20 protein-coding genes are annotated in these 21,698 nt (G+C 34.0%); 14 read left to right on the forward strand and 6 right to left on the reverse strand.

All coding sequences use genetic code 11. The features are described from left to right. Window positions 1–60 precede the first annotated feature (60 nt). The 3 genes from ACFFU9_RS14805 to ACFFU9_RS14815 are packed head-to-tail and all read left to right on the forward strand — an operon-like array spanning window position 61 to window position 2,450. Window positions 61–684, forward strand: coding sequence for a class I SAM-dependent methyltransferase (locus ACFFU9_RS14805; RefSeq protein WP_379862257.1), 624 nt, complete (start codon window positions 61–63; stop codon window positions 682–684). Then, a complete protein-coding gene (locus ACFFU9_RS14810; protein WP_379862258.1) occupies window positions 684–1,535 on the forward strand; it encodes a glycosyltransferase family 2 protein in 852 nt (283 codons plus the stop codon). The genes ACFFU9_RS14805 and ACFFU9_RS14810 overlap by 1 nt, the downstream gene beginning before the upstream one ends. Further along, the gene (locus ACFFU9_RS14815) at window positions 1,536–2,450 is read left to right on the forward strand and encodes a glycosyltransferase family 2 protein (protein WP_379862259.1); all 915 of its coding nucleotides are present in this window, start codon (window positions 1,536–1,538) and stop codon (window positions 2,448–2,450) included. It begins immediately after the preceding gene. On the opposite strand, the gene ACFFU9_RS14820 is transcribed toward ACFFU9_RS14815, so the two are convergent. The 5 genes from ACFFU9_RS14820 to typA form a co-directional block, all read right to left on the reverse strand. Next, window positions 2,417–3,484, reverse strand: a complete 1,068-nt coding sequence (locus tag ACFFU9_RS14820) for a glycosyltransferase (protein WP_379862260.1) — start codon at window positions 3,482–3,484, stop codon at window positions 2,417–2,419. The two genes, ACFFU9_RS14815 and ACFFU9_RS14820, sit on opposite strands and share 34 nt — an antisense overlap. 6 nt (window positions 3,485–3,490) lie before the next feature. Continuing rightward, window positions 3,491–5,008 carry a phosphoethanolamine transferase gene (locus ACFFU9_RS14825; RefSeq protein WP_379862261.1) on the reverse strand — a complete coding sequence of 506 codons (1,518 nt, stop codon included), beginning with the start codon at window positions 5,006–5,008 and terminating at the stop codon, window positions 3,491–3,493. Next, window positions 5,001–6,302, reverse strand: coding sequence for an O-antigen translocase (locus ACFFU9_RS14830; RefSeq protein WP_379862262.1), 1,302 nt, complete (start codon window positions 6,300–6,302; stop codon window positions 5,001–5,003). The genes ACFFU9_RS14825 and ACFFU9_RS14830 overlap by 8 nt, the downstream gene beginning before the upstream one ends. Then, a complete protein-coding gene (locus ACFFU9_RS14835; RefSeq protein WP_379862263.1) occupies window positions 6,302–7,606 on the reverse strand; it encodes an O-antigen translocase in 1,305 nt (434 codons plus the stop codon). The genes ACFFU9_RS14830 and ACFFU9_RS14835 overlap by 1 nt, the downstream gene beginning before the upstream one ends. A 305-nt stretch (window positions 7,607–7,911) precedes the next feature. Then, on the reverse strand, window positions 7,912–9,711 hold the full coding sequence (typA, locus tag ACFFU9_RS14840) for a translational GTPase TypA (RefSeq protein WP_379862264.1): 1,800 nt from the start codon (window positions 9,709–9,711) through the stop codon (window positions 7,912–7,914). A gap of 332 nt (window positions 9,712–10,043) precedes the next feature. Between typA and kdsA the strand changes: the two genes are divergently transcribed. Together kdsA and ACFFU9_RS14850 are read left to right on the forward strand one after the other, a co-directional pair. After that, the gene (gene kdsA, locus ACFFU9_RS14845; RefSeq protein WP_379862265.1) at window positions 10,044–10,862 is read left to right on the forward strand and encodes a 3-deoxy-8-phosphooctulonate synthase; all 819 of its coding nucleotides are present in this window, start codon (window positions 10,044–10,046) and stop codon (window positions 10,860–10,862) included. 88 nt (window positions 10,863–10,950) lie between these two features. After that, window positions 10,951–11,811 carry a hypothetical protein gene (locus tag ACFFU9_RS14850; RefSeq protein ID WP_379862266.1) on the forward strand — a complete coding sequence of 287 codons (861 nt, stop codon included), beginning with the start codon at window positions 10,951–10,953 and terminating at the stop codon, window positions 11,809–11,811. Between the two features lie 135 nt (window positions 11,812–11,946). Here ACFFU9_RS14850 and ACFFU9_RS14855 read toward each other — a convergent pair whose 3' ends face one another. Beyond that, the gene (locus ACFFU9_RS14855; protein ID WP_379862267.1) at window positions 11,947–12,936 is read right to left on the reverse strand and encodes a helix-turn-helix transcriptional regulator; all 990 of its coding nucleotides are present in this window, start codon (window positions 12,934–12,936) and stop codon (window positions 11,947–11,949) included. A 78-nt stretch (window positions 12,937–13,014) separates the two neighbouring features. Between ACFFU9_RS14855 and ACFFU9_RS14860 the strand changes: the two genes are divergently transcribed. The 9 genes from ACFFU9_RS14860 (at window position 13,015) to ACFFU9_RS14900 (ending at window position 21,584) form a co-directional block, all read left to right on the forward strand. Then, the gene (locus ACFFU9_RS14860) at window positions 13,015–15,354 is read left to right on the forward strand and encodes a TonB-dependent siderophore receptor (protein WP_379862268.1); all 2,340 of its coding nucleotides are present in this window, start codon (window positions 13,015–13,017) and stop codon (window positions 15,352–15,354) included. A 104-nt stretch (window positions 15,355–15,458) separates the two neighbouring features. Beyond that, window positions 15,459–16,175, forward strand: coding sequence for a DUF4198 domain-containing protein (locus ACFFU9_RS14865; protein WP_379862269.1), 717 nt, complete (start codon window positions 15,459–15,461; stop codon window positions 16,173–16,175). Between the two features lie 4 nt (window positions 16,176–16,179). After that, complete coding sequence (locus ACFFU9_RS14870; protein ID WP_379862270.1) at window positions 16,180–16,512, forward strand: hypothetical protein; 333 nt, start codon at window positions 16,180–16,182, stop codon at window positions 16,510–16,512. Window positions 16,513–16,524: 12 nt separating this feature from the next. Continuing rightward, on the forward strand, window positions 16,525–16,824 hold the full coding sequence (locus ACFFU9_RS14875; protein ID WP_379862271.1) for a hypothetical protein: 300 nt from the start codon (window positions 16,525–16,527) through the stop codon (window positions 16,822–16,824). A gap of 2 nt (window positions 16,825–16,826) precedes the next feature. Next, window positions 16,827–18,386 (forward strand): PepSY-associated TM helix domain-containing protein, encoded by a 1,560-nt coding sequence (locus tag ACFFU9_RS14880; RefSeq protein WP_379862272.1) that lies wholly within the window; start codon window positions 16,827–16,829, stop codon window positions 18,384–18,386. A 243-nt stretch (window positions 18,387–18,629) separates the two neighbouring features. Further along, window positions 18,630–19,241 carry a hypothetical protein gene (locus ACFFU9_RS14885; protein ID WP_379862273.1) on the forward strand — a complete coding sequence of 204 codons (612 nt, stop codon included), beginning with the start codon at window positions 18,630–18,632 and terminating at the stop codon, window positions 19,239–19,241. Window positions 19,242–19,299: 58 nt separating this feature from the next. Next, on the forward strand, window positions 19,300–19,593 hold the full coding sequence (locus ACFFU9_RS14890) for a winged helix-turn-helix domain-containing protein (protein ID WP_379862274.1): 294 nt from the start codon (window positions 19,300–19,302) through the stop codon (window positions 19,591–19,593). Between the two features lie 101 nt (window positions 19,594–19,694). Beyond that, the gene (gene creD / locus ACFFU9_RS14895) at window positions 19,695–21,068 is read left to right on the forward strand and encodes a cell envelope integrity protein CreD (protein ID WP_379862275.1); all 1,374 of its coding nucleotides are present in this window, start codon (window positions 19,695–19,697) and stop codon (window positions 21,066–21,068) included. 132 nt (window positions 21,069–21,200) lie between these two features. Next, window positions 21,201–21,584, forward strand: a complete 384-nt coding sequence (locus ACFFU9_RS14900; RefSeq protein ID WP_379862276.1) for a ribosomal maturation YjgA family protein — start codon at window positions 21,201–21,203, stop codon at window positions 21,582–21,584. Window positions 21,585–21,698 lie beyond the last annotated feature (114 nt).

Raw genomic sequence — 21,698 nt, forward strand, 5'->3', positions numbered from 1 at the left:
TTTAAAAATGAGTTGTTTTTTAGATGGTTTTATAGCTTGTTTTATATAGGCAAAAACCAGATGTGCAACATTTGCTCAAAAAAAACAAGAACCTTTATCTCATTGAATAATGAAAGTCTAATTTGCCCGTCTTGCGGAAGTCTATCGCGAAATAGGCGGCTTTGGAGCTTATTGCATTCCAATAACGATTTTACAGGAACTATGCTACATTTCTCACCTTCTCGAAGTATTTATCGTAAATTAAAAATCAAAAAGAACCTTAAATATTTCAGCACGGATTTTGAAAATGAATTTCTAGCTGATTATAAATTTGACATTACCAACATTAACCAAGTAGACAATAAGTTTGATACTATTATTTGTTATCATATCTTAGAGCATATTAAAGAGGACAAAAAAGCCATGGCAGAACTTCACAGGGTTTTAAAACCTAAAGGAACACTTTATATACAAACGCCATTTAAAGCAGGAGATACTTATGAGGATGATGCCATCACCTCACCTGAAGAAAGGTTGAAACATTTTGGGCAACACGACCACGTTAGGATTTATTCAGTGGATGGTTTAAAAAACAGATTAGAACATCATGGTTTTAAAGTATCGGTCAAAACGTATCCTGCACAAAAGGACGATTTTTATTTGGGACTCCAATCTCCCGAAACGATTTTAATAGCTACTAAATAATGCTTTCTGTATTAATACCAACGTACAACTATAACATTACATTGCTGGTAAAAGAACTGCACAAACAATGTACATCATGTGATATCGCGTTTGAAATATTAGTGTATGATGATGGTTCGAAGTCGCCTTTAAATGCAATAAACAAAACAATAAGTTCATTAAAACATACTACTTTTAAAGCATTGCCGTATAACCTTGGAAGAAGCGCCATTAGAAACTTACTAGGTAAAGATGCGCAATACGAATATTTGCTGTTTATCGATGCTGGAACGTTTCCTAAATCAGATGACTTTATAAAAAACTATATAGCTATTGATAAAGAAAAAATAATGTCTGGTGGTATGACATATCTTAAAAAATCACCTAAAAAACCATATAAGTTAAGATGGTTATACACAAAAAAAAGAGAGTTTAAAACGTTATGCTCATCAAATTTTATGATTAAAAAAAAACTTTTTATTATAAACTTATTTGATGAATCCTTAAAAAAGTATGGATATGAAGATGTGCTTTTTTTTGATATTTTATTAGAGAAAAAAATACCAATATTATTTTTTGACAATCCTGTAATTCATAGTGCGGATGATGATGCTTCCACATTTATAGAAAAAACAGATCAAGCTCTTGAAAATTTATTATTTTTGATACATTCGAAAAAACTTAACCCTAGAAAGCAAAAAATCTATAAAGTTTACCGAGTTCTTAAAACATTAAAGTTGGATTATATAACGTATAGATGCTTTACATTAGTAAAACCTTTTCTTCTAAAAAATTTCAATTCATTCTACCCTTCTATAGTGCTTTTCGATTTATATAGAATAGGCTACTTTTGCTCTCTAAAACATAATTAAATGTTTCCTTTTTTTTCTGTTGTAATACCGCTTTATAATAAACAACACTATATTGTAGCTACGCTAAACAGCGTAATAAATCAAACCTTTAAGGATTTCGAAATAATTATAATCAATGATGGGAGTACCGATAATAGTTTGCAAAAAGTAAACGCATTCCAAGATTCACGGATTAGTATTTATAGCCAAAAAAACCAAGGACTTTCTGCGGCTAGAAATGCCGGTATAAAAAAAGTTAAATCTAATTATATTGCACTATTAGATGCTGATGACTTATGGGTTCATGACTATTTAGAATATATGCACTTTATGATTACTAACTATAAAGACGCCTGTATATTTGCCACAAGGAACACGCTGTGGTTCAAAAAAAATCTTCCTGAGTTAAACACTTCAGTAAACTTTAATAGAAATGACATTGCATTGATTTTCAACTATTTTGAGTTAGCCAAAAACCTATTCTCTTATAGTTCAATAGTCTTTCATAAGTCAGTATTTAATACTATTGGTTATTTTGATGAAAATATAAACTTTGGTGAAGAAGAAGACTTTAGCATTAGGTGTTTTTCAAAATATAAATTGGTTTATTCCAAAAAACAAAAAGTCTTTTATCTGCAACATCCAAACCAGATGACGAAGCCTAATAAAATTATAAAACGTGTTATACCTGATTATGAAATAAACTTACAGAACAACACCAACTTATATTTAAAAAAATATATTGATTTTGTTCATTTTAAATGGGTTGTTCTTTTTAAAATGGAAAGAAACTACAATCAAGTTGCTTTATATAAAAACAAAATATTAGTTAAAAATCTAACAGCAATTCAAAAAATAAAATACTATTTACCTACAGATTTGTTTTATATTTCAAAAACCTTTTATAATTGGTTATTTAAAAGGTTTATCCAATGAGTCATTATTTTTTCTTCAGAAAAAACATTTAAATCTTTTTCAAGATTTTCTTTGATACTATTGTAGAAGGCCTCATCCAGTATCAATTTATTTAAAGCATCGGTTAAAGCCTCCTCATTTTGATCTTCTACTAATAACCCATTTTCTCCATGGACTATAATTTCATTAGGACCACTTTTACAATCAAAAGATATAAGGGGTGTTTTTAATGCTAAAGCTTCTATCAGTACCATGGGGAAGCCTTCCGATTTACTAGACATGACCAAAGCTTTTGCTTTTTTAATATAGGTATCAATATTACTTTTAAAACCCTTTAATACAACATGTTCACTTAAATTTAGATCTTGAATTAATTTCGTTAATGATTCATACTGTTCACCTTGTCCAAAAATAAAAAGCTTAATGTTTTTTTCTGGTAATTTGGAGGTTTTATAGCTCTTGATCAAAACATCGAATTGTTTTACCTCCACTAGCCGTCCCACCGCCATAATAAAATCAGACTCACTTTTAAGCTCTTGAGTTGAAGCCCTTCTTAAAGTATAATTATAAATCACTTGATTCTCCATCCTTAAACTTTGGTCTATACGCTTTTTAATAGTTTTGCTTACAGAAACAATCTTCCGGTTTTTAACCAAAGTAAATTTTACAAATTGTGGAAAACGAACTGCTGGAAAGTATAAATCGAGGCAGTAAGAATGCACACAATAAATGACCTTACTTCTATTAAAAATAACTTTAGAAAACAAAAGCTCTTTAATAAAATGATTCCGTACTCTATGGTCTATAACCACATCAAAATTTTGCGTCTTGAAAAACTGTCTGAACTTTAAAAAAGCTTGCAGCGTATTACATTCCTTTTTTACTTTTCCAAAGTTATACAAGGTGCCTTTAAAAGAATAGGCTATGGCATCTATCATCGATACCACGACAACATCATATCCTTTACCAGTTAATGAAATAGACATGTTTGCTGCCATTTTTTCGGCACCCCCAGAATCAAGACTATCTGTTAATAAGCATATGTATTTTTTCATAACGACCTAAAAGTGTTTATCATAATCTAATCCATTTACAACAATTCTTTTTCGCTCTTTATAATTTTTACTAAATATACTTTTATTAAAATCCATATCTTTATATTTCACTCCCAATAAATGTGCTACACTTTCATAGAAGTGGTCTGCCATAAATTTCCTGTTAGATTCATATTCAAAATCATCAGGCAACTCGAAACTATTTGATTTCCAAAACAAAAAAGGGATATTGAACATATTTTTCTTCAAATTAGCCTCAGTTCTTCCAAAAAAATGGCCTTCTCCAAACACATTTTCGCCATGATCTGATAAATAGACTAATGCATTTTTACCCCTTATATTTTTCAAGGTTTCTAACATAGAGTTTACGACAAAATCGTTGTAAAGCACAGCGTTATCATAATGATCAATTATAGTTTGTTTATTTGATGAGCCATCACTTTTAAATTTTTCAAAATTAAGCGGATATCTATTCTGGTAATCAAAATGAGTTCCTATAAGTCTTAAAAAAACAACTTTTTTTCCAGGTTCCTCTAAAACTGCCTTATACATAGGTAGAAGCACTTCATCATAACTCAAAGTATTCACCTCATCTGTAAAATTAAAAAACTTTAAAAAATCAGATTTTGAAGCTATTTCACTTATTCGATTATCAAAATACCCAATAGGTCTTTGGTTTGATAACCAGTAAGTTTTATAACCAGCTCCTTTAAAAACATCGATAATATTTGTTTGCGTTTCACCTGTGTAACCGTTTGATAATGATGTTAAAATTTTAGGAAGCGATTTGGTGGTGATGATGTCTGTCGATATCACATCCTTATAAACATACAGACTATCTTTAAAATTACTCAGACTTGGCGTTGTTTTTCTTGAATAACCATATAACCCCATATGATCCCTTACTGTGGACTCCCCTAATATTATAACCAATGCATCATTATCCTTAATTAATTCCAATTTGTTCTTATCAATTAACTGGTTTAAATTAAAATCATTTTGTAACTGATAATAACCATATAAGCCTCTAACCACATTATGATAAGCATTGTTCTCGATAAGGCCTGTAAACTTTAAAACACCAATAAGCCCTAAGAAACTTAAAATAAGAACACCCCAATATTTTTGTAAATTAAAACACAATCGATTCTTTTCTACAATACTATACCAAAAAACAGCTAAAACGATAAAAATCAAGATAGGAACACTTATATAAGCTCCCCCAAACTCCCTTAACTCTTGAGGGTTCGACTCAATAAGCAAATACATAAAAGAAGATGAAAAATTTGACGAAACAGCTAAATAAGAAGCTGTTTCCAAGACAAAGTAAAGTGTAAAAAGCAGAAATATGGCGTGTCTAAAAAACGGCTTTATAAAGAGCGCCAGAAGCAATATTATGGCAACTGTAAAAAAAACGTCTTCTGCAACATCTCCTATTTCAACAAGATATAAATTACTAAATAATAATATAAACAAGTACTTAAATACAAGTGGAAGACAGAAAACAATGTAGTTTTTAAACATCTGATTTTAAATATTTTGTCCGTTTTAAAAACACAAATAGAGATACGGAAGTTAGATATAATATGGTACTTACCACATAGGCATAAAAGACGCCATAGAGTTGAAAACTATTGATTAAGTAGACACTAAACCCATAAAAAGACAAATAAAGTATCGCATCGGATATAAAATAAGAAATGGTCATTTTTTTTGCATGAAACTGATAAGCCAGTGAGAATGCCACAACCTTAACGAAATCTCCCGTTAATTGCAAATAGAAAAAGTGCTCTATACTTTTAAATTGATCTGTTAAAAACAGTTTTATCAATAGTATTCTAGAAAAATAAATGCCTATAAATAATACCAGCATAAAAGGGATTAAATATTTAAAATAGGTTTTCATTATCTTGTTATACCCCTTAATCGATGTGTTTAAAGCCAATTGGGGTAACAAGTATAAGGTTAACAAAGATGAAAAAAACATCATATAAAAAGTGGACAGTTTATTCATGGCTTCCCATAATCCTGCCGTATGCATATCCAAGCTGGAGATCACCCTATTTCTTATTAACAAGTAACTGAGACTTATTAATATGGTTGAGTAAATTGCCATTACAAGATAAGTAGATATCGATTTTAAAAAACTTAAAGAAATAACTTTGATGTTAAATATGGCTCTTTTTAAAACCAGCCTTATCTCCGTTATAAAAACGCTAGCCCCAAGTGTTAAAACGGGCACCAAAATACTGGCCATTAACGCCCCTTCTAAAGTGTAAAAGTAAATCAACAAAAAAGATGCAATGGCATTTAAAATATTACTTATAGTGATAAGTAACGTGTACGCTTTAAATTTTTGTAATCCATTAAGAATGTAGATAAACAAAAAACTTAAAGAGATAAGCGGTATTAACAAAGCCAAATATCTAAAGACAAAAGCTAACGATTGATCTTTTAGAACCATATCTGCCAATGGACTTGCAAAAACAATCAAGATCAACGCTACAACTAAAGACAAGGTCATACTAAGTGCGATAACCGAGGAAACCACAGTATTTAATCGTTTCTCATCTTGTTTGTTCTCGGCTATATATCTAATAACCCCACTTTCAAAACCACTGGAAGTAATCCCTAAAATACTTTGCAATAAATTTTTAAAATTTCCTACAATAGCATAGCCCGAAGGGCCTAGATATATGGCACTTACTTTAGAAACAGCAAATGAAGTGAAGAGCTTAACAAAAACGACAACACCATTATAAGAAAAGATTTTCAATAACGGATTCTGAAATAGCTTGTTAAACCATGTTTTTAACATCACTCCCGATTCTTATTAACATCTACCCCAAATAGTGAACTTCCAAAAATGAGCAATATAACCGCAAAATACATCAAGTAACTCACAAAATGCCCCATAACCGCCCCTTCTACTCCATACAAATCAATAAAGAAAATACTGGTTAAGTATAAAATAATAACTAAAAATATTTCGGTAACCACATAATGCCAAAACATTTTTTTAGCCAAAAACTGATACGCGATCACTAAGGACAATATCTTAACAAAATCGCCTAAAAGTTGCCAAAAGAATAACGCTTCAACAGGTTGAAATTCACTTGAAAACACAACAGGTACTATAAAAGATTTTAATAAATAAATAATAACCAGACCCATTGCAAAAAAAGGAATTACGGTTTTATAAAAACCAAACACCTCTTTTTTAAATTCTTGTACCGTTTCAATCTCTGTAAAGCGAGGTAAAATATAAAGTGCAATTAAAGCGGTTACCAACATTAAATAGTAATGGGATATTCGAGTCATCGCCTCCCAAAAACCAGCATCTTTATACCCTACATTTTCAATTATATAAGACCGTATGGCCAAGGCCACTAAAGGCAGTATAACGGCCGAAAAAAGCGCCATTACAGAGTAGGTCTTCATGCTTTTTAAATAGCCCCAGCTAATTCTAGACACTTTTATTAATGGTATCAAGCTGCGTCTATTTATAATGCCTATTAAAGTAATTAAAAACATTAAAGCCTCTGCAATTACAACGGAAACTAACGCACCTTCAATTTTATTCTGATAAATAAGAAGTAGAGTAATCGACACCCCTAATATCTGACCAATAATATTGATAATAATCAGGGTTTTATACTTTGAAAAACCATTCATTATTGAAAACGAAAACATATTCAAAGCATAAAAAGGAAGCGCAATAGCAAAAATCCTTATAATATGTGCATAATCGTTATACGTTGGAAAAATAATATCGTTGATAAGCGTAGCTCCAAAATAACAAAAGATAGAAAGTAGAACGGTAGACATAAATCCGACATAAAAAATCGTGGACACTGTCTTACTTAGCTTTACTAAATCGTCCTTAAAGGAGGCTATATGTTTTACAGAGACCTCATATAGGCCAAGTACTGTTATAGCTTGAAAAGCTTTTGTGAAGTTACGCAGGTTACCTATAAGCGCCATACCCTCTGCACCAATTAAAACAGCAATGGCTTTTGATGTTAATAAACCACCAATGATCCGTATTATAACAGCTGCCATTTTTAAGGATGCCAATTTAACCAACACATGGTTATTGATATAATTTAATAGCTTTTTCAATAGTAGAAGTTAATGCTTTTATGCTGAACACTATTTATCATTTTGAAAACCCATCAAATATACACATCATCACACATTTACAAACTATTAAACGCATGAAGATTTTATAATCTTATTAAAATAGATTGCTAAAACATAATCAAGATAGGTATAGGTACAGACCAAAATTGTTTAATTAATAACAAATATGCTTAAAACACAAATAGTAAACCCTAAAAGAGTTTACTATTTGTTATTTTAATAATAATTTATATATTTTAGAAAACCTTTTTATTGGTTCTATAAAAACTCATAAACAAAACCTCTTAATTTGATTTGTTTCGCTTACGTTCTACCTCTGTTAAGTGAATTTTACGTATACGCAAATGTTTTGGTGTCACTTCTACGTATTCATCTTTTTGGATATACTCCAAAGCTTCTTCTAAAGAAAACTTAATAGCAGGTACAATTTTAGCTTTATCATCGGCTCCAGAAGAGCGCACGTTACTTTGCTTTTTCATTTTAGTAATATTGACAGCCATATCATCTTGACGAGAATTCTCGCCAATAACCTGACCCTCATAAATACTTTCACCTGGTTCTATAAAAAACTTACCTCTATCTTGTAGCTTATCTATAGAATAAGGAATGGCTGTACCATTTTCCATAGAAACTAAAGACCCCGATACACGGCCAGGAATATCTCCTTTTAATGGCTGATATTCTTTAAAACGGTGCGCCATAATGGCTTCACCCGCAGTTGCGGTTAATAGTTGATTACGTAAGCCGATAATACCACGAGAAGGAATCATAAACTCGATCACCATACGGTCTCCTTTTGCTTCCATAGAAAGCATTTCACCTTTACGTAAGGTTACAAACTCTACAGCTCTACCCGATACACTTTCTGGAAGATCGATTCTTAATTCTTCTATAGGTTCACATTTAACACCATCAATTTCTTTAATGATTACTTGTGGCTGCCCTATTTGTAATTCATAACCTTCACGACGCATGGTTTCTATTAAAACAGATAAATGCAATACACCACGACCAAAAACCATGAATTTATCTGCACTTCCGGTCTCTCCAACACGAAGTGCTAAGTTTTTTTCCAACTCTTTGGCCAAACGATCTTTAATATGTCGAGATGTTACGAATTTACCATCTTTACCAAAGAAAGGCGAATCATTAATTGTAAACAACATACTCATGGTTGGCTCATCAATAGCTATGGTTTTTAAACCTTCTGGATTTTCCCAATCGGCAACGGTATCACCAATTTCAAAACCTTCCAATCCAACAATCGCACAGATATCACCTGTTTGTATTTCTTCAACTTTTTTACGTCCTACTCCTTCAAAAGTATGAAGTTCTTTTATTTTAGATTTTACAATGCTTCCATCTCTTTTTACTAAGGAAATGTTTTGTCCAACTTTTAGTTCTCCACGCGTTAAACGCCCAATCGCGATACGACCTGTAAAAGAAGAAAAATCTAAAGATGTAATTAGCATTTGGGTAGTACCCTCCTCAATTTTTGGTGCTGGAATATGTTCAATCACCATGTCCAATAAAGGCTCTAGGTTTTGGGTTGGTTTTTTCCAATCTTCACTCATCCAATTGTTTTTCGCAGATCCATAAACGGCTGGAAAATCCAGCTGCCACTCTTCTGCGCCCAACTCAAACATCAAATCAAAAACCTTTTCATGTACTTCCTCTGGTGTACAGTTTTCTTTATCAACTTTATTGATAACAACGCAAGGTTTTAAACCTAAATCAATCGCTTTTTGTAATACAAAACGCGTTTGTGGCATAGGCCCTTCAAAAGCGTCTACTAGTAACAGAACGCCATCTGCCATGTTTAAAACACGCTCTACTTCTCCTCCAAAATCGGCGTGACCAGGGGTATCAATAATATTTATTTTGGTATCCTTATATATAACGGAAACATTCTTTGATGTTATTGTAATGCCTCGTTCACGCTCCAAATCATTATTGTCAAGTATCAAGTCGCCCGTATTCTCGTTTTCACGGAATAAATGACAGTGGTACATAATCTTGTCGACCAAAGTAGTTTTACCGTGATCTACGTGAGCAATAATTGCAATGTTTTTAATATTAGCCATATATGGTGCTTTGTTTTTTAGCGTGCAAATGTACGTATATTTTAAAAAACATAGTTTTTTTTTTATTCTTAAGTTCAATTATAGCCATAATAAACTATTAAACAACACATTAACCGTATTGTTTTCGTTTTATAAATAAAAACAACGTGATACAATTCGGCTTTTCAACATTTAAATAGAAATCGTTATCAAATTTGTTTTTTATTACGTTTAACGGATATCTACACAATGGATTTCTTTATTATTAACAAATTGTTACTAATTATGTGATATTATTTAGAAGATCATTCAGGTATTAAATTCGTAACTTTGCAGCTTAAATTTTCGAACTTATGACGCTTCAGGATATTCCAAAAATAAAACATAGTACTTCCAATAACTTTTTTCTTTTATGTGGTCCTTGCGCCATTGAAGGTGAAGATATGGCCCTTCGAATCGCAGAGAAAGTAATCGGTATCACTAACAAATTAGAAATACCTTTTATATTTAAGGGCAGTTTTAAAAAAGCAAACCGAAGTAGAGTGGATAGTTTCACTGGTATAGGGGATGAAAAAGCTTTAAAAATCCTAAAAAAAGTATCCGATACTTTTGATGTTCCTACTGTTACCGATATCCATGAAATATCGGATGCGGCACTAGCGGCAGAGTATGTTGATGTATTACAAATTCCTGCATTTCTGGTTCGTCAAACCGATTTGGTGGTGGCTGCCGCTAAAACGGGAAAAATAATAAATTTAAAAAAAGGACAGTTTATGAGCCCTGAAGCCATGAAACACGCTGTGCAAAAGGTAAAAGATGCAGGAAATAACAAGGCCTGGATTACCGATAGGGGCACCATGTTTGGCTACCAGGACATGATTGTAGATTTTCGCGGCATCCCTACCATGCGCCAATACGCACCTACAATTTTAGATGTCACGCACTCGTTACAGCAACCTAACCAAAGCATTGGTGTAACTGGTGGCAGACCCGATATGATCGAAACCATTGCTCGTGCCGGTATTGTTAATAACGTGGATGGCCTTTTTATTGAAACCCATTTCGATCCTGCAAATGCTAAAAGTGATGGTGCCAACATGCTACATTTGGATAATTTGGAAAAACTTTTAACAAATTTGGTTGCTATTAGAAAAACCATAATCGCCTTATAGGGCTAACCTTTTCGGTAAACCTGATGTCCTTAAAATGATCTGGCTATAACGTAATAATTCCGTTTTAAAGACATTTAATACTTGTTTAATGAAGATTACTATAGCAAAACAGACCCTGTTTTGTATCACTGTTTTATTAGGCTTACAGAGCTTTGGTCAAGAACAAGAAGCCCTAAAGTACACGGCTTCCAATAAAGGCAAATTTAGTGTTAGTTGGGGTGGAAACAGAGCCTCTTTTTCAAAATCCAATATAGATTTTAAAGGCAGCGACTATAACTTTAGGCTTCTCAACGTAAAGGCCCATGACAAGCCCAAAGGATGGCATATCGATTATATAAACCCAGAAAGGCTTACTATTCCGCAAACCAATTTTAAGATTGGTTATTTCATATCCGATCACTATAAAATAGCCATAGGACTGGACCATATGAAGTATGTGGTAAGCCAATTACAAACCGTTCATATTAATGGAAATATCAATCTTAATGCTACTGATGCTGGAGCTATTTATAATGGAATGTATACTGATGACACCATCTTTATTAATGAAGACTTTCTCCTTTTTGAACATACCGATGGTTTGAATTATGTTTATTTAGATGTGTCGAGATTTGATGATATCTCCTCTATTTTCAATATCCGAAATACAGATAAATTTCAATTAAACCTTACTGAGGGTATTGGTGGCGGCTTTTTACTTCCCAAAACCAACACCACCTTAATGCAAAAAGATAGGTATGATGAATTTCATCTATCGGGTTACGGCGTGTCTTTGAATGCGGGTTTGAATCTTACTTTTTTTAAACACTTTTTTATGCAGCTCAATATGAAGGGCGGTTTTATTAACATGCCTAACATAAAAACCACAAACAGTAAGGCTGATAGTGCTTCACAGCATTTCTTCTTTTTAGAAAGAGTGATAGAATTTGGTGGTATTTTTAACATATAAAGAGTACGTGACCACTACAAGCCCCCAACACTTAACCGGTTTTAATCCATAATTAAAAGGTTAAAAGAAACTCGTAAAACACATTCGTATAGCAGGGCTACCTCCCTAATAATCGAATTTTAGTAATACTAGAAATCAGACGTTAACTCTACAGGCTTTAGGCGTATCCTTGTAGAATCGTTTAAATGCCGCACTAAAATGTGTTGCGTTTTTATACCCTACAGCTTCTGCTATTTGATAAATAGGCCAATCTGTATGTTGTAACAAGTATTTGGCCTTCTCCATTTTTTCTGAATAATAGTACTGATTTACCGTACAGTTGAATAGGCGTTTAAACTCTAATTTTAAAATATACTCACTTAACCCTATTTTTTCTGCCAATTCATGTTGTGAGTAATTTTTATCTAAATTGTCTTTTAAAAATTGCTTTAAATGATATAACTTTTTTATAGGTTTCGAAATGGAAAGCCTCATATTACTTAGAGGTGGCTTTTTATAGTTCTCCAATTGCATCGCAACAATCTCCAATACCTTGGCTTCTAAAAAAAGACGTTGTACCAAACCTTTTCCATAATCTAATTCCAAAGCACCAACTACAGGAAACATCGTATCCCCTATGGGCAAAATAAGATTTTGATCTGTTAGCTTTTTAAATGATGCCGCTTCGTTTAAACCATATTTTTTTAAAAAATCGCTGGTAATAATAAGATTAACCTCCTTAAAAGCTGTATTTCCATAAATTTTAAGTACACTATCAAAGGCTTCGATATAAGCCATAAAAGAGTCGCTTTCTTCATAAGCAACCTCTTCGCTTGTATTATGAAACTTAATAAGCATTTCACCTTTAAGCATAAAAGACAAATACAATGCTTGAATAGTTAAAGCTTTATGAAAAATAAAATTTTGATGAAAAATAAAATCATTAACGGTAATCATAACGCCATCCAAATAAAACGTTGTAATCGTTCCTTTACCGTACTCGGGAAGCACCTGATAATCAACTTTTATTAATCCACAATGCTCACAACGCCTTACTTCCCTACTTAAATACAATTCTAAACTCAGGTTTTTTTTTCTTAAATCGACCTCTTTAAAACTTTCTATTTCACGTCTTTTATTTTCCAAATCACGTCATTATTTATTGTAAAACAGAGACTACTTTTGCAGTTATATTTATTTAGACCAATTACAAATAACAAAACAATGATAAAAAAATTAATTATCCTAACAACCATTCTCTTTTTTTCGTCTTTCATGTTCGGACAAAAAGGGGCACTTAAGGGTAATGTGATTTCCAGCCAAGGAACGCCTTTAGAATTTGTAAACGTTTCTTTAAAAAACACGGCGCATGGCAGTTTTACAAATAGCTCGGGACATTACATTTTAAAAAACATAAAGCCCAACACCTACCTTCTTCATGTGTCTTATGTGGGTTACAAAACTCAAGAAATTTCAATAAGCATACAGAACAATGAAACTATAAACATACCAACCATAACGTTATGGGAAGACGAAGCACAGCTGGAAGAGGTTCTGGTTAATGGCTCCAGACTTAATAAATACACACAACGACAGCCCTCTACCTTTTTGCGTTTAAAAACCGAACTTGTTAAATTGCCCCAAAACATCCAGGTTATTAGCAGGGACCTATTAATAGACCAACAGGTAACGAATATTATGGATGGTGCCATTCGCAATGTAAGTGGCGTTACCATGCTAGAACATTGGGGGCATTTTGCACGGGTAAACATGCGAGGTTTTAGGTTACCTGCCTTTAAAAATGGTGTAAATGTACAGGATGCCTGGGGGCCACTTTCTGAAGATATGAATACCGTAGAGCGTATTGAATTTGTAAAAGGGCCTGCTGGCTTTATGATGTCTGCTGGCGAACCTGGTGGTTTCTACAATGTGGTTACTAAAAAACCAACGGACCATAAAGTGGCCCAAGTATCTCTCGCTGGTGGTAGTTTCGATTCTTATCGCGGTACCGTAGACCTAGGGGGGAAATTAACAGATAACGGGAAGCTATTATATCGTTTTAATGGCATGTACCAAACGGCAGACACCCATAGAAGGAATGAGGTGGGCGAGCGCTATGGCATTGCTCCTGCCCTAACTTATATGGTTTCAGATAAAACTGCCATAACAACAGAGCTTAATATACAACAAGCCGAAAGTTATTTGGGTAGCGCCTATGTATTTGCTCCAACCGAAGGCGGTTATGGAAGCTTAGATCGTGATTTCAAATATACAGACACCAATTATCCTGCAACCGACATACAAGAACTCACCTTATTCACCAATTTAAAACATGATTTTTCGGAGAACTGGGGCTTTGAAACCCAATTCGCATATTTAAGATATGAACAAGAAGGGAACTCGATATGGCTTCAGGATATTGCAGATAATGGCGACGCCCATCGGTACATAAGCGTTTGGGATGCATTGTCTCTAGGACAATATTTTCAAACCTACGTATTCGGAAACTTTCAAACCTTAGGTATTAGCCATAAGATTTTAGGTGGATTTGATTACAGCCAAAAAGAGTATTGGGCCGATTTTAATCAATCTGTAGCGATAGACACGCTAGAGCCCTTTAATATCTTTAATCCCGTTTATGGCCAAACCGAGACCCCAGTATTCGACCGTTCTAGCGATGTAAAAAGCAGAGCAAACGTTTACAATAGAGGCTTTACCGTTAGGGCGTTTTATGCTCAAGATGAAATAGGTGTTATGCAAAACAAGATTAGACTAACACTTGCTGCCAGACACACCGAACTGGCTACTATTGGCAAAACGACAACCGACAAAAAATTTACACCAAGATTTGGTTTAAGTGCCGATATTCTTCCAAATTTAACCGCTTATGCCTTGTACGACCAATCGTTTTTAGGACAAACAGGACTTAGCGAATCTGGAGCCTATTTTGACCCTGTTGAAGCCCATGATGTGGAAGGTGGTATTAAAACAGCCTTATTGGATGGTCGATTAAAAACAGCGTTAGGCGTGTATCAAATTACCAAAGAAAATGTATTGGTAACCGATCCGGCAAACACGAATTTCTCTATTCAACTGGGGGAAATACAGTCCAAAGGGATTGAGTTTGATTTACAAGGAGAAATCACACCTCAATTAAACGTTGTATTCAACTATGCGAACACCACTGTAGAAATTACAAAAGACACCAACCCTGCAAATATTGGAAAAAAAATAGCAGGCCATGCCAAACATCTTACAAACGGTTGGCTAAACTACAAGATCCCCAACAGCTCCAAATTAAAAGGTTTTGGCGCTTCTATAGGTTATCAGTATCAAATAGATCGCTCTGCGTGGTCTTGGGGGGCAGACAACCAAACCGATTTACCAGATTACTTTAGGTTGGATGGCGGACTCTCTTGGAGAAACGACACGCTTCGTATTCAACTAAACGTGAACAACATTCTTGACGAATACCTGTACTCAGGCTCAAATTATGGTAGCTATATATACTGGCAATCCGAGCCTGGCATCAATGGTCGGGTTACAATGACCTACACTTTTTAAAAACATAACAAGTCGTTTAATAAGACCATATTCTGTTTTATTTAGTTTTGGCAGTCCTCTTGTAATAGAGAGGGCTGTTTTTTATCAATTTAAACACAAAAAAAATGAAAAAAACCATCTTAACACTCGTATTTACCATTTGTGCAACCGTTCAATCCTTTGCTCATTATTTATGGATCGAAACAAAGCCAGTAGGCACAATAGGCTTAGAACATCATGTAAACATTTATTTTGGAGAATATACCTATGGCGCTATAGAACAAGTACAGGGTGAAGCGTTCCCCAAAGTAAAAAACTTTAAGCTTTGGCTTATTGATAGCAAAGGAAATAAAACGGCACTAGAAACACAGGCAAAAGCAGATTATTATGTGGCAACATTCACCCCAAAAACTAACGGCACTTACACCATTGCCTTAAATAACGATGCCATTGATGTGATCGATTATACCAAATATGATTTTGGTATTTTTAAAACTCACTATCATGCTACTACAAAGGTACAAGTTGGAAAACCACTAAATGAAACCGCTGCTATAAACGCCGATGGCCTTCTCGTGAAAGAAATCTCTAGAAATAAAGAAGGGATAAACCTTCAGGTGTTATACAAAAACGAACCACTTGCCGAAAACGAATTGAAGGTTTTTGTATCTGATCTATGGACCAAAACATTAAAAACCGATCACAACGGCATGGTAGCTTTCCTGTTGCCATGGGAAACCAAATACATTATAGAAACCACTATTAAAGAAGACGTTCCAGGCATATATAAAGACGAGCCTTATGAGTTTATTTGGCACTGTGCAACCTACTCTATTTTATAGTTGTATGATTTCAATAACATTTTTAATACTTTTTATGGCGTTTTATGTGGCGTATTGTAGTTCTAAAAAAACGGTTACCTATAGCCACTTTGGTTTTGAAACTTGGACAGACAAGCATCCTGAAAAAGGAAAAAAACTAGCCTTAAGCTTATTCCTTATCACTATAGTACTCAGTTACATCACGTTTGGTTTTGGTGCTGGTCTTCTCGTGTTTTTCATATACTTAATGACCCTTGGAAGCTTAATCGTAATTTTAAATCCATTAAAACTATTAAAGCCAACCCCTTTAGGTATTTTATTTGTGTTGGTAGTTTATATAGAGGTTTTCATTTTTTAAAAATCAAACAAGATGCCTGCTAACCCAAAATATTTAACCTCTACTAATCAACGTTTTGCTAAGATATCTGCGGGTTTCTTGGGGGGCTTTTTAGTAAGCTTAACTAGTCATATGGCATTATCGTATTGGGTAAACCATATTTATGTTATCATTACGGCAACATTTACAGGTTTTATACTTTGGGCCGTTTTAATGATTGTAGCTTTTTTGGCAAAAGATGGATGGCGAATTTGGGCTATTTACCTAGGCTTAAGCCTTTTGTTTTCAATTTTTATCTATTTCAGTAAAATGTATCATCCTATACCGCTTTAATCATGAAAAACAGAACGTACAACATCCTTTTTCACACCCACACCGTTAGTGGTATTGTTATAAGTGTTGCACTTTATGTGATTTTTTTTGCTGGTTCGTTTTCGTTTTTTAGAGATGAGATCGTAAACTGGGAACGCAACGAATCTGTTGCCGTTACCGATGCTATCCAAATGGATTTTAATACCGCTTTAGATTCATTACATACCCAATACATTTTATATGGTAGAGATATTGAAATCAAAAAGAACTATCAAGAACGCCGTGTGGGCATAACTATAAGTGCTTCAAAAGACAGCCTTGCACAAGATGGTGCTAAAACTTCTAAGTTTTTCTATTTAGATACGGAAAATTATGCGCAACAGTCCTACTCAGACTCCTATTCTTTAGGTGAATTTTTATACCGATTGCATTTTTTCGCACAAATCCCCTACCCTGTCGGCTATTATTTATCAGGTTTGGTGGCCTTCTTTTTTCTATTTGCGATTATGACAGGGGTTTTGGTCCATTGGAAAAAAATTGTATCCAACTTTTTTATTTTTCGTCCGTTTACAAAGTTAAAAACACTCTGGACCGATGCCCATACCGCACTGGGTATGCTGGGGTTGCCTTTTCAGTTTGTGTATGCCGTAACAGGCGCCTTTTTTATGATAAACCTATTGTTCGTAGGACCAAACATCTTAATTTTATATGATGGCAATAAAGCTAAATTTTATGACGACCTAGAATATAGCCACCCCAACTACAAACTAGATTCCAGCCCATTAACCACATATTTTAATGCCAATGCTTATGTTGAAAAAACCAAAGTCCTTTGGGACGATTTTAAAGTCACAGAGATGCATGTTTTTAACTACGGAGATGCCAATATGCATGTTTCGATTAGCGGACATGTAGCATATAAAAATAAGTTTACAGGTGTTGGCGAAGCTATCTATAAAGTGGCTACTGGGGCATTAGTGTTCCAGAAAGACCCTATTCAAAATACTTCCTATTTAGATGTTGTAAAAAACACGCTTTACCGCTTACATTTTGGAGATTATGGCGGCTATCCTTTAAAAATAATCAGTTTTTTACTGGGCCTCATCTCCTGTTTTGTTATTCTATCTGGCGTTATGATTTGGCTCGTGGCCCGCGATAAAAAAAACATGCCCGAAAAGAAAAGACGTTTTAACCAAAGGGTCGTTCGTGTATATTTAGCTATCTGTTTAAGCATGTATCCCATTACAGCTGCTGCATTTATTGCTGTAAAAGTGTTACAGCCCGTAAGCCAATCTTTTATTTATCGGTTTTATTTTATAGGATGGTTATGCCTTTCTATCTTTTTTACCATAAAAAAAGACTTGAACTTTATAAATAAGTACACCCTGCTCTCTGGTAGTATTTTAGGTATATTGGTACCCATTGCTAATGGATGGACTACTAACAACTGGATTTGGAACGCGTTTCTAAATACGCAATTTCAAATCTTTTTTATAGATGCTTTTTGGTTGGTATTCGCAATAACCACTTTATGTGTTTATTTTAAATTAAACAAAAAAACAGAAGTACGAAAACAGCTATAAATAGCATTAAAAACACTGCAATCTCTATATTCCTTCATCATTTAAGCCCCCTGCTTTTAACTTCTCAAATTAGATAAGCTGTAAAGGCATTACAGGTTTAATACTTTCTATGTTCTTAATAGTATTGTGCTTTAATCATGCTTTTATAGTTTGCACCATGTTCCAGATAAATAAAATTTTATCGTTTATGATGATGCAGAGTTAAAATAAATTTATTTACTTTGCATTTCAAAGTACTTTAATATGGATGCAAAAGATTATTTAAAAGACATCAATGAGATTAAAACGCTCATGAACAAATCTTCCCGCTTTATTTCATTAAGTGGGTTATCAGGAATATTAGCGGGTACTTATGCCTTAATAGGTGCAGCTGTAGTTTACTGGCTTGTAAACACTTATAGCAATGGTACTTTAATTTTAGACGGACGCATATTTAGGCTCGTCATGCTGGTTTTAGCAGGTGTTGCTTTGTTAAGTATTTTAACAGCTGTTACTTTAACCATCCAAAAAGCAAATAAAAATGGCATGAAAATGTGGGACAGCACATCTAAACGCCTAATCATCAATTTTTTAATCCCTTTGGTAGCTGGCGGCCTCTATATTTTAATTATTTTAAGCCATGGTAAGTATGGGCAAACTGGGGGTTTAATGCTTGTTTTTTATGGTCTAGCATTAATAAATGCTTCTAAATACAGTATAGGCGATATACGGTATTTAGGGTGTATTGAAATTACTCTAGGGCTAATCGCTACTCTACTTCCAGGATACGGGTTTTGGCTTTGGGTTTTAGGTTTTGGTATTATGCACATTATTTACGGCACTTGGATGCATTTTAAGTACGATGTTAAAAACTAGGCTATCGCAAAACCACTTATAACCAAAAAAAATATTAATGACTACTTACATTTAAAAATTGGGCATTTTAACTAATATAAATAAAGCATTCGATCATCGCATTAGACTAGGTATCATGTCTATTCTAATGGTAAATGAATATGCCGATTTTAATATGCTTAAAGACTTATTAGGAGCCACAGATGGCAATTTGGCAAGCCATACTAAAGCACTGGAAAATGTCGCATATATTAAAGTTGAAAAACAATTTATTGGACGAAAGCCCAACACACGCTATAGCACCACAACATTAGGAGAACTGGAATTTAAAAAGCATATCGAAGCCCTGGAAAAATTAATTAACAAACACTAATTTGGGTTCCTCCCGATAATTATCGAGAGACCTCGAAACCACAATAAATCTTTTTCATCCATCTACTTTGAAAAACAAAGTACTTTACAAAAAAAACACACATGGACATACAGCACAAACCACAGACAAACAAATTCTCAAACTGGTTAAAAACCTCTATCACAGCCCGTATGCTTATGGTAGGCTTTTTAGCAATCATCTTACTCATTCCGCTATCGTATATCAACAGGTTAATAAAAGAACGTACTTACAGACAAACCGATGTTGCCAATGAAATTAACGAAAAATGGGGCAACCACGTACTCGTTTACGGCCCCATATTAAAAATTCCGTATAAAACATATCTCGAAACCAAAACCTACAATGAAAAAACAAAAACTTATTTTACCCAAACAGAAACCCAAATTGCACATGCCTACATTTTCCCAGAACTGCTTCAGGCTCATGTAAACGTAAATTCAAAAACTTTAAATCGAGGTAATTTCGAATCTGCTGTTTTTTCAACTATCATGGATTTTTCCGGACATTATATCCCAACAGATTTAAGCGCAAAAGGAATCAAGCACCAAGATATGCTTTGGGACCAGACCACTGTTATTATTAAAACCTCCAATATAAAAGGCATTAAAAGCCATTTGGTTTTAATGCTTAATAACAACCATTATGCATTTCAAACCAACTTTAACGAGTCCAATACCAGCAATGATTATCTGGATGTGCTAGAAACTAGCTTTATAAAAACCGAAGACCTTTCAGCCCACAAAAATGCAGCATTCAACATATCTATCGCTTTTAACGGTAGCCAACAAATAGAACTCATCCCCATAGGAAAAACCACCACCATGCATATGGCATCCAATTGGGCAGACCCAAGCTTTATGGGCAATTATTTACCCAATGATGATACCAAAACCATATCTAAAGACGGTTTTAAAGCCGACTGGAAAATCCTGCATGTTAACCGCGCCTTTTCTCAACAGCATTTAAATACCGTACCCAACCTTAAGCCCTTTGCTTTTGGAACAAAATTTATGGTAATGGTAGACGAGTATCAAAAAAGTGAACGTTCTGCAAAATATGGTTTCTTGGTAATTGCCCTAACCTTTTTAATATTTTTCCTAATCCAAACCCTTAGCAAAATAAACATCCACCCCTTTCAATATTTAATGATTGGAGTGGCCCTTACCATGTTTTACACCCTTTTAGTTTCCATTTCAGAACACAGCAACTTTCTAAAAGCCTATCTCATTGCCAGCGTTTCGGTAATTACGCTCATCACCCTGTATTCTAAATCCATACTAAAAACTTTTAAGTTCCCCTTATTTATAGGTGCATCACTCTCGGCACTCTACACTTTTATTTATGTTATTATTCAATTAGAAAACTATGCCCTATTAGTAGGCAGCATCGGTCTGTTTTTAATACTCGCACTCGTTATGTACGTTTCCCGAAAAATAGATTGGAACAACGGATAGTTTAAAAAACGAAATATCTTGGGCGTTACCCCGAAAAGGGGTCGCGCTTTCCGTTCCAATCTTTTGTCGAAAAAACAAAAGGATTTCCCCTTCAATCGCTAACGCAAAACGTCGCCAAAACATAATAAAATTATGACATTAAAATTCAATAAAACATACGCCTTAATAACCCTAATGCTTTTTACAACCGAAATCCTTATCGCCCTCTATTTAAAAAGCAGTTTTATAAGGCACACCTTTGGCGATTTTCTAGTGGTAATTCTTATTTATGGCTTCTTTAAAAGCTTTGTAAAGGGCAACTCCTTTAAACTAGGACTTTCTGTTTTGATCTTCGCCTACATAATAGAATTTTTACAACTTGCAAAACTAGTAACGATTTTAAATATGCAGAACAATCGCTTTATAACACTTTTGCTTGGCAATACCTTTAGCACAGCCGATCTAATGGCCTACACCCTCGGGATAATGGCCACTTTAAGTCTTGAATATAAATATAACAAGCCAAACGTCCTGTAAAGTCCATTCTGTTTATAGAATTCAAAAAAAAACATTTCGCAACAGATGGGTATGGATTAGAATAAGAGAGAAAGAGAGGTTCCTACATACAAGTTGTCGCGCCCAATTTGAACG

This window comes from Mariniflexile ostreae, from assembly GCF_042427585.1.
GTDB lineage: Bacteria > Bacteroidota > Bacteroidia > Flavobacteriales > Flavobacteriaceae > Pseudalgibacter > Pseudalgibacter ostreae.